Here is a 13,940-nt window from a genome sequence, read left to right on the forward strand (position 1 = left end):
AAGGCAGGCAAAGAAGGCAAGGTGGGCAAAGAAGATAAAACAGACAAGGCAGCCGCCGATACCGGCGTGAAGATGAAGCCGGAACAGTCGGGGTCTGCCGATACCGGCGTGAAGATGCGGATGGCAGAGTCGGGGCCAGAAGCCGCCATGCCCCTACTGGAAGCCCGGGTCGAGGAGGCGGTGAAATTGCCGACGGCGGCGTTCAATCCGCGGGACCTGCCCCGATGACCACGGGGCCGAGTCGACTCCTGTGGCTGCCGCCACCCGGGGTGGTGGCGCTGACGGCCATCATGATGTGGCTGACCGAGCAGCAGGCACCGGTCTGGACACGTCATTTTGCCGGTCAGCAGTCGATATCGGGTTTATTGCTGCTGGTGGGGCTGAGCCTGATGGGGCTGGCCGCCAGCGCCCTGTTCCGGGCCGGGACTACCGTGCTGCCGTTCAATCCCGGCAAGAGCCGTCGTCTGGTGACCGGCGGCATTTTTCGTTACTCGCGTAATCCCATTTATCTGGGCGATATTCTGCTGCTGCTGGCATGGGCGGTCTGGCTGGGCAATGGCCTCGGCCTGCTGTGGTTGCCGCTGTTTGTCGGTTACATGAACAAGGTACAGATAGGGGCGGAAGAACGGGCGCTGGCGGCCAGGTTCGGTGCCGACTATCTCGACTATTGCCGTCGGGTGCGGCGCTGGCTTTAGGGGGGCCGACACGGGTTGTCGGGCGGCCGGACTTGCGACCCTCAGCCGGCAACTTTACACTGGCCGCTTTTCATCATATTTTCATCATAGATCCTGCCCGAGCAGGCATAGCAAGAGAACTCCGACGCCATGAGCGAAGACACGGGCGCGACCCGCCTCAATAAATTCATCAGCGAAACCGGCATCTGCTCCCGGCGCGAAGCCGACCGGCTGATCGAGCAGGGCCGGGTCACCGTCAATGGCGACGTGGCCGGCATGGGCGTCAAGGTCACCGACGCCGACAAGGTGACGGTCAACGGCAAGCCGTTGCGGGCCAAGCCGAAGGCGGTGTATCTGGTCTACAACAAGCCGATTGGCATCACCTGCACCACCGACAGGGCGATTCCGGAAAACATCGTCGATGCGGTCAACTACAAGGCGCGGATCTTTCCCATCGGTCGGCTCGACAAACCCTCCTGCGGCCTGATCCTGCTGACCAACGACGGCGATATCGTCAACAAGATACTGCGCGCCGGCAACGCCCACGAAAAAGAATATATCGTCTCGATGGACAAGCCGATTACCGACGACTTTGTCGCCCGCATGAGCGCCGGTGTGCCGATTCTCGATACCGTGACCAAGCCCTGCAAGGTCAGAAAGGTCGGCCCCAAGACCATCAACATCATACTGACCCAGGGCCTGAACCGGCAGATCCGCCGCATGGCCGAATATCTGGGCTTCAGCGTCACCAGCCTGCGCCGGGTGCGGATCATGAATATCGAGCTGGGCGGGCTGAAATCCGGCCAGTGGCGCGAAGTCAGCTCCCGGGAGCTGGCGCTGATCAACGCCATGATCGGCGATTCAAGCAAAACCGAAGAAGCCTCCATCCTCGAGCAGCCCAGGGCCGCCCGCCAGGGCCCGCGCATCAAGGACAAACCGGCCACGGCGAGCCGAAGCAAACCGGCGGCCAGCCGCGAACGAGACCGTCGTGCCGCGCCGTCCGGTGCGGGTCGGCCCGACTCGCGTTCCAGCTCCCGGCCCAGTGCTCGACCCGGCGCCCGCACCGGCGGCAAAAAGCCCGGGCGCTAAAATCTGAAAGGTGCGGTAAGGGTTCTTTCGTAGGGTCGAATTCATTCGACCTGTGGTGTTCCTCGTAAGCTGGGCTGGTCCAATAAATTGGACCCTACCTCGCCTTGGCTGCGGGGCTGCGGGGCTGCGGGGCTGAAGGTATAACGGCGAGACGGGGTGTACTAGTGAGCCGTTACGCCTGAGTGTATACTGGCCGCCACTCCGGGCGTATTTAACGAATGACAGGGAACAGGCCGTATGATCCCAAGGATAGATCTGCAGCAGCAGATAACCCCTACCTATTTTGCTTTTCTCGACGCACTGGCCGAGAGCGGCTTTCGTGGCGATATTGAACGCAGCTATGGCAGCCGGCTGGCCGTAGCCACCGACAACAGCGTCTATCAGAGCCTGCCCCAGGCGGTGGTGTTTCCCCGCTCTACCCAGGATCTGGTGGTGATGCTGGGGCTGGCCGCCAAAACCGCCTATCAGGACATCAAGTTTGCGCCCCGGGGCGGCGGCACCGGTACCAACGGCCAGTCGCTGAACGACAACATAGTGGTGGACTTGTCCCGGCACATGCACCAGTTGCTCGATATCGATGCGGAAGGGCGTCGGGTGCGGGTGCAGAGCGGCATGGTCAAGGACAGACTCAATCAGCTGGTGGCACCGCACAACCTCTTCTTCTCTCCGGATCTGTCGACCAGCAACCGGGCGACCCTGGGCGGCATGATCAACACCGATGCCTCGGGTCAGGGCTCCCTGGTCTACGGCAAAACCTCGGATCATGTGCTGGGCGTTACCGCCGTACTGGTGGACGGCACCATCATCGAAACCGGCCCCGTTTCCGGTGAGGCGCTGGACAAGAAGCTGGAAGAAGACAGCCGGGAAGCGGAGCTGTATCGCTGCGTCTATCACAGCGTGACCGACAACGCCGGCGAAATAGAACGGCGTTTTCCCAGGCTGAACCGCTTTCTTACCGGTTACGATCTCAGGCACGTCTATGACAAGGCCTCTCACACCCTGGACTTGACCCGCATCCTGTGCGGCTCCGAAGGCTCGCTGGCCTTTATCGCCGAAGCCTGGCTCGATCTCACCCCCATCCCGACTTACCGCACCCTGGTCAACGTCAAGTACGACAGCTTTCAGTCGGCATTGCGCAACGCGCCGCTGATGGTGGAGGCCAGGGCGCTGTCGGTGGAAACCCTGGACTCGAAGGTACTGGGGCTGGCGCGGGAAGACATCGTCTGGCATTCGGTGAGCGACCTGATTCGGGATGTGCCGGGCAAGGTGATGGACGGCCTCAACATGGTCGAATATGCCGATCAGGACGGTGACGCCCAGCGCGAGAAGGTTGAGGCGCTCTGCGCCCGGCTCGATGGCCTGATCGAACGGGGCGAGGCGGGCATTATCGGCTATCAGGTGTGTGACGATCTGGCCTCGCTCAACCGCATCTATGGCATGCGCAAGAAGGCGGTAGGACTGCTGGGCAACACCAAGGGCCGCAAGAAGCCCATCGCCTTCGTGGAAGACACGGCGGTGCCGCCCGAAAACCTGGCCGACTATATTGTCGAATTTCGCACCCTGCTGGACGAGCAGGGTCTGCAATACGGCATGTTCGGCCACGTGGACGCGGGCGTGCTGCACGTACGCCCGGCGCTGGACATGACGGATCCCGAGCAGGAGGTGATGCTGCGCAAGATCTCCGACCGGGTGAACGCCTTGACCGCCAAATACGGCGGCCTCATGTGGGGCGAGCACGGCAAGGGCTATCGTTCCGAATACAGCCCCACCTTCTTCGGTGAGATCCTGTTTACCGAGCTGCGGCGCATCAAGTCGGCCTTCGACCCCTTCAACCGGCTCAACCCCGGCAAGATCTGCACCCCGCTCGACAGCCTGGATCAGCTGGTGTCGGTGGATGCCACCAAGCGCGGTTTCTATGACCGGCAAATTCCGGTCCATGTGCGCGACGGCTTTACCCAGCCGATGGACTGCAACGGCAACGGCCTGTGTTTCGACTTCGATGTACGCTCCCCCATGTGTCCCTCGATGAAGCTGACCGCCGACCGCCGCCACTCGCCCAAGGGGCGGGCCGGCTTGGTGCGGGAATGGCTGCGCCAGCTGGCGGCCCAGGGCTTCGATCCCATGACCGAAGAGGCGGCGGTGATGAGCCGCGGTGCCAGCGTCAAGGGGTTGGTGGAGCGGGTGAAATTTACCTGGCAAAAAAGCCGGGGCGAATACGACTTCTCTCACGAAGTCAAAGAGGCGATGGACGGCTGCCTGGCCTGCAAGGCCTGCTCCAGCCAGTGTCCGATCAAGGTGGATGTGCCGACCTTCCGCGCCCGCTTTTTGCAACTGTATCATCAGCGCTACCAGCGTCCGCCCAAGGATTACCTGGTGTCCTGGGTTGAGTCTTACACCCCCTGGATGGCCAGGGTGCCCAGACTGGTCAACCCGCTGATGAGCCACAAGTGGGTACAGAGCGGCGCCAAGTCGCTGCTGGGCATGGTGGACATGCCCTTAGTGAGCGATCCCAGCCTGAAGCATCTGCTGGCCACAAGCCCGGCGGCGCGCTTCGACATGGCCGAGCTGCAGGCATTGAGTGACGAGCAGAAGGCGAAAACCCTGCTGATAGTGCAGGATCCCTTCACCTCCTTCTACGACGCCAATGTGGTGTTCGATCTGGTGCAGTTGGCCACCGCGCTCGGCTTCAACCCGGTGCTGCTGCCGTTCAAACCCAACGGCAAGCCGGCCCATGTAAAGGGCTTTCTGCGTCGCTTCGCCGGCATGGCCGCCGACAGCGCCCAGTTCCTCAACCATCTGGCCCGGCTCGGCATTCCGCTGGTGGGGGTCGACCCCTCGCTGGTGCTCTGTTACCGGGACGAATACACCAAGGTGCTGGGTCCGGCCCGGGGCGAGTTCGAGGTGCTGCTGCCGCAGGAGTGGCTGTTGCAGCAACTGGAACGGCTGCCGGCCAGCACGCCGGATGGCGAGCCCTGGTATCTGTTTGCCCATTGCACCGAAAAGACCGCCCTGCCGGCCACCCATCAGGACTGGAGCCGCATTTTTGCCCATCTGGGCGCCAGGCTGGAACCGGTATCCGTGGGCTGTTGCGGCATGGCCGGCACCTATGGCCACGAGCGGGAGCACGTAGAAGGCTCCAGACAGCTGTATGGCATGAGCTGGGCCGAGCCGATGAACAAGTTGCCGCGGGAACGGTGCCTGGCCACCGGTTTTTCCTGCCGCAGCCAGGTCAAGCGCATCGAAGGGCAGAGCATCAAGCACCCGGTGCAGGCGCTGCTAAGCTTGTTGGCGTGAATCAGCCGTAGGGTCGATTTCAATCGACCAATTGTCATAGCGGTCGAATACTCTTACCTAAAATAAGTCGACCCTACGGTCATAGGACACAAAATAATAAGGAGACATCATGGGTCTGATACTGGGTTTGATTATCGGTGGTCTGGCGGGCTGGATCGCCGGTAACCTGATGAAGGGGCGGGGCTTCGGCCTGCTGGGCAATATTCTGGTCGGCCTGGTGGGCGGCTTTCTCGGCGGGCTGGTGTTCCGGCTGCTGGGGCTGGCGGCCACCGGCATGATCGGCTCATTGATCATGTCGGTACTCGGCGCCGTGCTCTTGATCTTTATTGTGGGAAAAATCAGACAAAGAAAGCTATAAGCTATAAGCGGGAAGCAACACAATCCGGCGTGCAGGCACTGCGTTACGTCTGTTGCTTCCCGCTTTTGGCTGTTGCTCAGTTTCAATTAATGCTGGACAAATCACCCCAATTAGCAGAGAATGCGCCCTCAGCCCAGTTGGGCATGACCTTTTGTGATGTGGGTCACGATATTCAGCCGTAATATGTTGCTTGAACATCGTAATAACCCGCCTATTCGGCATGCTACGTGGCGATTCATCAGATGCATTCGCCAAGACCCTGGGTTTTAGTAGCTGCCAAAATATGTGCGTTGAAGCGGGTTATATTGCGTTTTTTAGGAACATAACGCATCACGTCCGCGCCAAACGACGCGACCCTATCGGGTTGCCCGTCCCCTCCATTTGGGCGCGACGACACAAGTCTGGCAGATCGACATCCATGATGAGAAAGACGGACTGGTTTTTACCGGGAAGTCAACCATGGCGGTGTTGAGACAAAAATGGCCAGATTAGCCTTGTGAATCTTAGTGTTAAACACACTCTGTAAAGGGAAGCCCTCACCCATGGTGAGCATGGGCTGTCCCTGGCCTTTTACTGTATCAGTCCGCCGACATTCTATTAATTCGGAACTGTTAAATGACAAATACTTCTGTTGTACCTGCTACCGACGCCCCTGCTTTCACCGAGCTGGGTCTGGCCCCTGAAGTCTTGAAAGCACTGACCGACGCCGGTTATGTGACGCCTTCTGCCATTCAGGCTGCCGCCATTCCTACTCTGTTGAGCGGTCAGGACGTATTGGGTCTGGCCCAAACCGGTACCGGTAAAACAGCGGCATTCGCACTGCCGTTGCTGAGCACCATCACCGGTGGCAATGCTACCCCGCAGGTACTGGTACTGGCGCCGACTCGTGAACTGGCCATCCAGGTTGCCGAGTCTTTCGAAGGCTACGCCAAGTACCGCAAAGATATCCGTATCCTGTCCATCTACGGTGGCCAGGCGTATGACTCGCAAATTCGCGCCCTGAAGCGCGGCGTCGACATAGTAGTAGGTACTCCGGGCCGGGTAATGGACCACATGCGTCGTGGCACCCTGAAGCTGGACAACCTGAAAGCACTGGTACTGGACGAAGCGGATGAAATGCTGCGCATGGGCTTTATCGACGACGTCGAGTGGATTCTGGAGCAAACTCCGGCCACCCGTCAGATTGCCCTGTTCTCGGCCACCATGCCGCCGGCCATTCAGCGTGTTGCACAAAAATACCTGAAAAACCCGAAAGAAGTACGGATCGAAAACAAGACCCGTACCAACTCCAGCATTCGTCAGCGTTACTGGTTTGTGCGTGGCATGAACAAGCACGAAGGCCTGTGCCGTCTGGTCGAGACCGAAAACATGGATGCCATGCTGGTATTCGTGCGCACTCGTAAAGACGCCGAAGATCTGGCGGACATGATGAGTCGCGAAGGTCACGCCTGTGAAGCACTGCACGGTGATATTCCGCAGAAACTGCGTGAGAAAGTGATTGAGCGTCTGAAAAACGGCCGTTTGAACATTCTGGTGGCCACCGACGTGGTTGCCCGTGGTCTGGACGTCGAGCGTATCAGCCATGTGGTCAACTTCGACATGCCGCACGACAACGAGTCTTACGTACACCGTATCGGTCGTACCGGTCGTGCCGGTCGTGAAGGTGACGCCATCCTGTTTGTCACCGGTCGTGAAAAGCGCGGTCTGTACAACCTGGAGCGCCACACTCGCCAGCCGATCGAAGAAATGCAGATGCCGTCTGCCGACGAAATCAACAAGATCCGTGCCGAGCGCTTCAAGACTCGTCTGCGTGTCAGCGTTGAAGCCGATGAAAAATCACTGGCTCCTTTCGTCGAAATGATCGAGTCGCTGCAGGCCGATGGTATGGACAGCGCCCAGCTGGCTGCCGGTCTGGCCCGTCTGCTGCAAGGTGACCGTCCCTTGTTCATGGAAGACCGTCCACAGGCCGCCCGTCGTCCCGACGTGCGTGAAAACCGTGAACGTGGCGAGCGCACCGAGCGTCCGCGTACTCCCCGTGGCGGCCGTGACGATGTCTCCGGCGTCGTGATGGAAACCTTCCGCGTAGACGTGGGTCGGGTACACGGCGTCAAGCCGGGCCACCTGGTCGGTGCCATCGCCAACGAGGCGGATCTGGAATCCCGTTTCATCGGCCAGATCCAGATTCACGACGACTTCTCGACCGTGGATCTGCCGGAAGGCATGACCGCCGACGTGCAGAAAGTGCTGCAGAACGTGCGTGTTTGTCAGCGTCCGCTGAACCTGGCCAAGTACGAGGGTGGCCCGCTGCCCCGTCGCAGCTTCCGTCCCAACGACGACCGCAAGCCGCGTTCACCGCGTCGTAACGACAAGCGCCTGAACGGTTAATCTCCGCTTCACACCGCGATTAAAAGGCCTGCCGGGTAACCGGCAGGCCTTTTTGCTTTTGCATCTCTGGAGCGGCGCCTATGGGCGCCGTGTTCCGTAGGGCCGAATTCATTCGGCCAATGGTGTGGCACACCCTGGCTGGGTCGGTCCATTGAAATGGACCCTACGGGCTGAGCTGTGTTTTTGTAGCTGCCGCTTTAGCTGGCAGGCCCTGCGAAGCAGGGCAATACCCAACACGCCGAACCTGCAGGTCATGCGTCGAGCCTGAATGTTCCGATTTGCATGCAGGTTCGCGCCAGCTGAAGCGGCGCCTACGGGCCAACTTTCGTAGATACGAAAGGCGCTTTTGTCGTCATCCTGACGAAAGTCAGGATCTCGTGTTGTCTGCGGGGGCTGGAGTCGCCAGCTAGAAGATACCGGGGCAAGCCCGGCATGACGAATCCCTAATCCCTAATCCCTAATCCCTCATTCCCAGTCCCCAATCCAAACGCCGGACACAAAAAAGCCCCGCCGGGGCGGGGCTTGATAGCGAGGGGCTAACTCAGCTGGCCAGAGATTCCGGCAGATGCTCGCGAATGGTAGAGAGCATGGTTTTCAACACCTTGGGGTTGGCACAAACGATGTTGCCGTTACGCTCGTAGTTATGGCCACCGACGAAGTCGGTCACAATGGCGCCGGCTTCACGGGCGATCAGGCTGCCTGCGGCAAAGTCCCAGGGCTTGAGGCCCAGTTCCCAGTAACCGTCAACGCGACCGGCGGCCACATAGACCAGATCCAGGCTGGCGGCGCCGGCACGACGGATATCGGAACACTGAACGAACATGTCCTTGAACATGGCCAGGTAGGCGTCGGCCTGGTGCTTCTGCTTGAACGGGAAGCCGGTGGCCAGAATGGTGTTATTCAGATCCTTGGCCTTGCCGGTACGGATACGGTAACCGTTCAGCTGGGCGCCGGCACCGCGGCTGGCGGTGAAGAGTTCGTCACGAATGGGATCGTACACCACGGCCTGCTCGGTGCGGCCCTTGACGCGCAGCGCGATAGATACCGCGAAGTGGGGAATGCCTTTTACGAAGTTGGCGGTGCCATCAAGCGGGTCGACAATCCACTGGTAATCCGGATTGCTGCCGGTCAGCTCACCACATTCTTCGCCGATAATCGTATGCTCAGGATACGACTTGCGGATGGTATTGACGATGGCGTTTTCCGCGTCGAGATCGACATTGGTAACAAAATCGTTCTGGCCTTTCTGGCGTGCTTCTACGTTATCCGGATTGGCAAAACCCTTGACGATAACTTGACCGGCGTTGCGCGCAGCGCGCACCGCAATATTCAGCATCGGATGCATATGAGTGAACCCACTTGATGTTAAAGAACGAAATTTGAGCGACGTATTATACCCGTGAACCCGAACCAGGCAAGGACTAAATCTTCTTCAGCCGACCGGGCAGCGAAAATGCAGAGCCAATGGGAGCTGTATTTTTGGCACTGGAGGCCTGGCATCTGTCCAGTGCTGGCATCAAGGAGCCCAACGACGGAGCAAGCAGCTGGAATATTATCTATCGTGATGATTTATGATTAGAAAAACTGGGTCTGGCCATTACAAAAGGTCGCTCTGCCCGCTATTGCCAGTTTATCCCTCCGTTGATTATGATGCGATCCTAATCATAGTCTGCCCGTTCGGGCACTTTTGGAGAGTGCGGCCATGTCAGGCCTGTCCCTGGTATTACTTACGGTGTTAATGGTGGCCTCGGGTCAGATGACCCAAACCCTTTATGTGCCCGCCATGGGCGACATGGCGGCGGCATTGCAGGTGGCCGGCGACAGCCTGCCGCTGGTGATGGCGTTTTATCTTATCCCCTATGGTCTGTTCCAGTTTATCTACGGCCCCCTCTCGGACCGTTTTGGTCGTAGACCCGTGCTGCTGGTGGGGCTGACTGTTTATGTGCTGGGCTCGGCCCTGATCCTGATCTGGCCGGTATTTCCGATGCTGCTGCTGGGCAGCTTTATTCAGGGCGCCGGTACGGCGGCGGCAGGCAGCCTGTGCCGCAGCCTGATGCGGGACAAATTCGAAGGCTCGGATCTGGTGCGCTACAACGGCTATGTGTCCATGGGCATTATGCTGGCCCCGCTGTTGGCCCCCCTGATCGGCGGTTATCTCAACCTGCACTTCGGCTGGCAGTCCATGTATCAGTTTCTGCTGGTGGTGGGTCTGCTGATCACCCTGGTGATGGTGTTCTGCTTCCGTGAAACCCTGCCGGCGGAACGTCGCCATGCCCAGCCCATGCTGCCGGCCTATCAGCATGTGCTGCACAACAGCGCCTTTTGCCGCCAGCTCGGCATGCTGGTGGCCGCCTTCGCCGGTGTCATCCTGTACGAGGCGGTGTTCGGCGTTCTGGTCAGCCAGCAGAGCGGGCTGACCAGCACCGAAATCGGCCTGTTGTTTATTCTGCCGCTGCCGCTGTATTTTGCCGGCGCCATGCTGGCGTCTGTAAAGGCAGCAAGCTGGTCGATCCTCCGTTTGCAGTGGATATCCACGGTGGCCTTGCTGCTGGGGGCGAGCATAGTGCTGGCGTCTGCCTTCAAACCCGACTTGGATGTGGCCGGGCTGGTACTGGGTGGCGGCGTTTACTTTGCCGGTGCCGGTTTGCTGTTTCCGGTGGCTACTTCCAGGGCGGTAGCGCCGTTTCCGCAACACAGTGGTACCGCCGGCGCCCTGCTCGGCGGCAGTTCCAATCTGGGCGGCGGTCTCTTTCTGCTGGTGCAGGGGGCCTTGCCGCAAATGAACCAGTCGGTGCTGGGCGGCCTGCTGCTGGCCTTTGCCGGACTGGTGGCCTGGTTGTTGATGCCGAGAACGGATGCCTTGCCGGAGCCGGGGGTTTAAGCCATTCAACCCTGATGATGCAGCAGTACGTATTTGTCCCATAGCTGCTCTTCGGTTTCCTTGTGCTCGGGGTGATCGATGATGCAGTCGATGGGGCAGACGCCGATGCAGGTGGGCTTGTCGTAATGACCTACACACTCGGTGCACAAATCCGGCTCTATTTCGTAGATTTCCGCGCCAAAGGTAATGGCGCCATTCGGACATTCCGGTTCGCACATGTCGCAGTTGATGCATTTTTCGGTGATCAGCAGGGCCATTAAAGTACTCGCAGTAACGGGCAGGACGAAAAAACGGTTCAGGCCGGATCATACCACCAGTTCCCGCTATTCTCAGGTTTCGTGACTGGCTCCGGCGGCAGCCTTCTTGCCAATCTTCCACGCTCAACGCACAATAGCCCTTCCCCGAATGATGAGAGACCTGTGTATGGAACTGGCCGACTACCGGCGGGAATATCTGCAAGGCGGCCTGCGCCGCAAGGATTTGCCGGATAACCCTTTGTCTCTGTTTGAAACCTGGATGCAGCAGGCGATTGCCGCCAACCTGGCCGATCCCACCGCCATGGTGGTGGGCACCGTCGATGAGCGCGGGCAACCGTATCAGCGCATCGTGCTGCTCAAGCATACCGACGAGCGCGGCTTCGTGTTCTACACCAACATGGGCAGCCGCAAGGCCGGCCAGCTGGCGGGCAACCCCCGTATCAGCCTGTTGTTTCCCTGGCATACGCTGGAACGTCAGGTGCATGTTACCGGTCAGGTAGAACGACTGTCGGCGCTGGAGGTGATGAAGTACTTCAGCAGCCGCCCCAAAGACAGCCAGATTGGCGCCTGGGTCTCGCAGCAGTCATCGCGTATTTCCGCTCGCGGTCTGCTGGAAGCCAAGTTTCTGGAAATGAAACAGAAATTCGCCAGCGGCGAGGTGCCGTTGCCGAGTTTCTGGGGGGGGGTTCGGGTCAAGTTCGAGACCGTCGAATTCTGGCAGGGCGGCGCCAACCGTCTGCACGACCGTTTTCTGTACCAGCGCGAAGGCGACGGCTGGACCATCGACCGACTGGCACCCTAGGACCTGTCATCATGCTGATATGCAGAACCGAGCGTCCCGGTGACGGCGACGACATCGACGAGGTGGTCTGTGCTGCCTTCGATCGCGGCGACGAAGCGGATCTGGTGTGGGCCCTGCGCGAGCAGGGGGCCATCAGCCTGAGCCAGGTCGCCGAATACGACGGCACCATTATCGGCCATCTGGTCATGAGTCCGGTATTGGTGAACGGCGAGGATATCGGCTGGCTGGGCATGGCCCCGGTCAGCGTCTGGCCCGATTGCCAGCGGCAGGGCGTCGCCTCGGCCATGATCCGGGAAGCGCTCGACAGCGCCAACGAACTGGACTGGGCCGGTGTGGTGGTGCTGGGTGATCCGGCCTTCTATCGGCGCTTCGGCTTTCGGCCCGCCAGCGAGCTGGGTCTGAAATGCGCCTACCCGGATGCGGGCGATGCCTTCATGGCACTGGCACTCAAGCAACCGGCGCCCACAGGCCTGGTGAGCTACCACCCGGCGTTTGATGAGCTGACCTAGGGGGAAGGGACAAACAGCTCCCTCCCCTTGAACTCGTAATAACAGGATGACAGCGGGGTGCAACGCAAGGGGAGGGTTGGTGAGGGGTTTTTGCATGCAGGTCAAAAGTGACACCGGAATGCGTAGGTTGGATCTGGTGTTTTCTGCGGAAAGATACCGGGGCAAGCCCGGTATGACGGCCCCAATCCCCAATTTATTATTCGTCTTCCTCGAAGTACCAGTAGCCCCGGTTCACCAGCGGCAGCAGTACTTCCAGCAGCGCCTGGGGTTGTTTCAGGCAGGCCACTTCCGGGCCGCAGATGCGGGCCTGATCGCACAGCAGGGCGATGGCGTCGGCATCCGGCTCGTCAAGCTGGTAGCGGTCGCCGTCCAGATAAAACACATCTTCGCTGCCTTCCATATAGAAACAGCGGGCGCCGCCCAGTCGGTACAGGTGGTCACCGTGATCCAGGCGCAGCACCAGCTCTTCCAGGCTGTACAGCGGTTCGGTCGGTTCCAGATCCAGGTCGTGCTTGGCTTCCGAAATCATCTCGCCAAACCAGTCGGCCAGCCGCACCGGATCGTCCAGCAATTCGGTCATCAGCGCCTTCACCTGGAGCATGGCCTGATGGTCGATGCGACCGTGGGCCGAGCAGGGTGCCATGGCGGCATCGTCGAAGCGACGGCTGTCCGACTCGTGTGCCAGCAGGTGATCGGCAAAGCCGGAAATCAGATCCCGTGCATCCGGCGCCCGAAAGCCGATGGAATAATTGATCGCCGGTGTCTCGGCATAGCCTTCGTGCGGGCAGCCGGGCGGGATGTAGAGCACATCGCCGGGCTCCAGCACCGCGTCTATTTCCGCCTCGAAGGCCTCGCAGTGGCGCAGGGCACCATGGGCGGCAAACTGCTTCAGGGATTGTGGCAGGCCCACCCGCCAGCGGCGGCGACCGTCGCCCTGAATGATAAAGACCCCGTACTGATCGATATGCGGGCCCACGCCACCACCCGGGGTAGAGAAACTGACCATCACATCATCGAAGCGCCAGCCGGGAATAAAGCGAAACGCCTCCGCCACATCCTGTACCGCCGGGTGCCACTGGTTGACGGCCTGCACCAGCAGGGTCCAGTCGGTTTCGCCCAGATGATCGTAGCTCTCGAAGGGGCCGGTTTCCGCGTTCCAGCGGTCGTCGGCCCGCCAGACCCGGCGCGATTCGATGTGTGGCTCCAGCGCCAGGCCGGCCAGTTCGTCCGGACTGAGCGGATCTTCAAAACCGGGAAAACCGGCCTTGATCAGCAGGGGCTTGCGTTGCCAGTAATTGGCCAGAAAGTCGTCGATATCCAGTTTCAGAGCGCTGTGCATGGGGACCTGTAATGATGGGGATAATGCATTTAAGAATAGCCGGCTATTATGCCTAGACGCAGCATAGAATGATAGGTGGTGAGCTGGAAGCGTAGGCCCGGCGGGGAACTGCTCCCTCCCCTGAACTCGTGAGCAACAGAATGACAGCGGGGTGCAATGCAAGGGGAGGGTTGGGGAGGGGTTTCTGCACGAAGGGCGGAATGACACCCCCTCCCAGCCTCCCCCTGGCGAATACCTGCTGTTATGCCTGCACCCCGCGCCAAGGGGGAGGGGCTGTTCGGCGCAGCCAGCAGGCCCGGTGCCGCTCTGCTTCCTCACAGCACAAACAAAAACACCGAGCCAACCGGCCCGG

The 13,940-nt window shown here is 60.1% G+C and carries 11 protein-coding genes; 8 read left to right on the forward strand and 3 right to left on the reverse strand.

Going from position 1 to position 13,940, the window contains the following annotated elements:
• Window positions 1–224: 224 nt before the first annotated feature.
• The 5 genes from HNR62_RS01895 to HNR62_RS01915 all read left to right on the forward strand — a co-directional run bounded on the left by HNR62_RS01895 (window position 225) and on the right by HNR62_RS01915 (window position 7,800).
• Window positions 225–695 carry a methyltransferase family protein gene (locus tag HNR62_RS01895; protein WP_239552519.1) on the forward strand — a complete coding sequence of 157 codons (471 nt, stop codon included), beginning with the start codon at window positions 225–227 and terminating at the stop codon, window positions 693–695.
• Between the two features lie 129 nt (window positions 696–824).
• Entirely contained in the window at window positions 825–1,763 is a 939-nt protein-coding gene (rluF, locus tag HNR62_RS01900; RefSeq protein ID WP_204794403.1) for a 23S rRNA pseudouridine(2604) synthase RluF, read from the forward strand.
• A gap of 237 nt (window positions 1,764–2,000) precedes the next feature.
• Entirely contained in the window at window positions 2,001–5,057 is a 3,057-nt protein-coding gene (gene ydiJ / locus HNR62_RS01905; protein ID WP_204794404.1) for a D-2-hydroxyglutarate dehydrogenase YdiJ, read from the forward strand.
• Between the two features lie 109 nt (window positions 5,058–5,166).
• Window positions 5,167–5,415 carry a GlsB/YeaQ/YmgE family stress response membrane protein gene (locus HNR62_RS01910; RefSeq protein WP_204794405.1) on the forward strand — a complete coding sequence of 83 codons (249 nt, stop codon included), beginning with the start codon at window positions 5,167–5,169 and terminating at the stop codon, window positions 5,413–5,415.
• 615 nt (window positions 5,416–6,030) lie between these two features.
• Window positions 6,031–7,800, forward strand: a complete 1,770-nt coding sequence (locus HNR62_RS01915; RefSeq protein WP_204794406.1) for a DEAD/DEAH box helicase — start codon at window positions 6,031–6,033, stop codon at window positions 7,798–7,800.
• Between the two features lie 541 nt (window positions 7,801–8,341).
• Here HNR62_RS01915 and suhB read toward each other — a convergent pair.
• Window positions 8,342–9,145 (reverse strand): inositol-1-monophosphatase, encoded by an 804-nt coding sequence (gene suhB / locus HNR62_RS01920; RefSeq protein WP_204794407.1) that lies wholly within the window; start codon window positions 9,143–9,145, stop codon window positions 8,342–8,344.
• Window positions 9,146–9,502: 357 nt separating this feature from the next.
• Between suhB and HNR62_RS01925 the strand changes: the two genes are divergently transcribed.
• Window positions 9,503–10,681 (forward strand): MFS transporter, encoded by a 1,179-nt coding sequence (locus HNR62_RS01925; protein ID WP_204794408.1) that lies wholly within the window; start codon window positions 9,503–9,505, stop codon window positions 10,679–10,681.
• A 5-nt stretch (window positions 10,682–10,686) separates the two neighbouring features.
• On the opposite strand, the gene HNR62_RS01930 is transcribed toward HNR62_RS01925, so the two are convergent.
• Entirely contained in the window at window positions 10,687–10,938 is a 252-nt protein-coding gene (locus HNR62_RS01930; protein WP_204794409.1) for a YfhL family 4Fe-4S dicluster ferredoxin, read from the reverse strand.
• A 166-nt stretch (window positions 10,939–11,104) separates the two neighbouring features.
• Between HNR62_RS01930 and pdxH the strand changes: the two genes are divergently transcribed.
• Both pdxH and HNR62_RS01940 read left to right on the forward strand, forming a co-directional pair.
• Window positions 11,105–11,740: a pyridoxamine 5'-phosphate oxidase gene (gene pdxH / locus HNR62_RS01935; protein WP_204794410.1), complete on the forward strand. Its 636-nt coding sequence runs from the start codon at window positions 11,105–11,107 to the stop codon at window positions 11,738–11,740.
• Between the two features lie 11 nt (window positions 11,741–11,751).
• A complete protein-coding gene (locus tag HNR62_RS01940; RefSeq protein WP_239552520.1) occupies window positions 11,752–12,249 on the forward strand; it encodes a GNAT family N-acetyltransferase in 498 nt (165 codons plus the stop codon).
• 196 nt (window positions 12,250–12,445) lie between these two features.
• On the opposite strand, the gene HNR62_RS01945 is transcribed toward HNR62_RS01940, so the two are convergent.
• Entirely contained in the window at window positions 12,446–13,588 is a 1,143-nt protein-coding gene (locus HNR62_RS01945) for a ribosomal protein uL16 3-hydroxylase (RefSeq protein ID WP_204794411.1), read from the reverse strand.
• Window positions 13,589–13,940 lie beyond the last annotated feature (352 nt).

The organism is Oceanisphaera litoralis, from assembly GCF_016907015.1.
Lineage (GTDB): Bacteria > Pseudomonadota > Gammaproteobacteria > Enterobacterales > Aeromonadaceae > Oceanimonas > Oceanimonas litoralis.

Bases quoted from the DNA above. Each gene is read 5' to 3' on its own strand.
- suhB (WP_204794407.1), bottom strand. From the start codon at position 9,145: ATGCATCCGATGCTGAATATTGCGGTGCGCGCTGCGCGCAACGCCGGT.
- pdxH (WP_204794410.1), top strand. From the start codon at position 11,105: ATGGAACTGGCCGACTACCGGCGGGAATATCTGCAAGGCGGCCTGCGC.
- HNR62_RS01910 (WP_204794405.1), top strand. From the start codon at position 5,167: ATGGGTCTGATACTGGGTTTGATTATCGGTGGTCTGGCGGGCTGGATC.
- HNR62_RS01940 (WP_239552520.1), top strand. From the start codon at position 11,752: ATGCTGATATGCAGAACCGAGCGTCCCGGTGACGGCGACGACATCGAC.
- HNR62_RS01915 (WP_204794406.1), top strand. From the start codon at position 6,031: ATGACAAATACTTCTGTTGTACCTGCTACCGACGCCCCTGCTTTCACC.
- ydiJ (WP_204794404.1), top strand. From the start codon at position 2,001: ATGATCCCAAGGATAGATCTGCAGCAGCAGATAACCCCTACCTATTTT.
- HNR62_RS01930 (WP_204794409.1), bottom strand. From the start codon at position 10,938: ATGGCCCTGCTGATCACCGAAAAATGCATCAACTGCGACATGTGCGAA.
- HNR62_RS01945 (WP_204794411.1), bottom strand. From the start codon at position 13,588: ATGCACAGCGCTCTGAAACTGGATATCGACGACTTTCTGGCCAATTAC.
- HNR62_RS01925 (WP_204794408.1), top strand. From the start codon at position 9,503: ATGTCAGGCCTGTCCCTGGTATTACTTACGGTGTTAATGGTGGCCTCG.
- HNR62_RS01895 (WP_239552519.1), top strand. From the start codon at position 225: ATGACCACGGGGCCGAGTCGACTCCTGTGGCTGCCGCCACCCGGGGTG.
- rluF (WP_204794403.1), top strand. From the start codon at position 825: ATGAGCGAAGACACGGGCGCGACCCGCCTCAATAAATTCATCAGCGAA.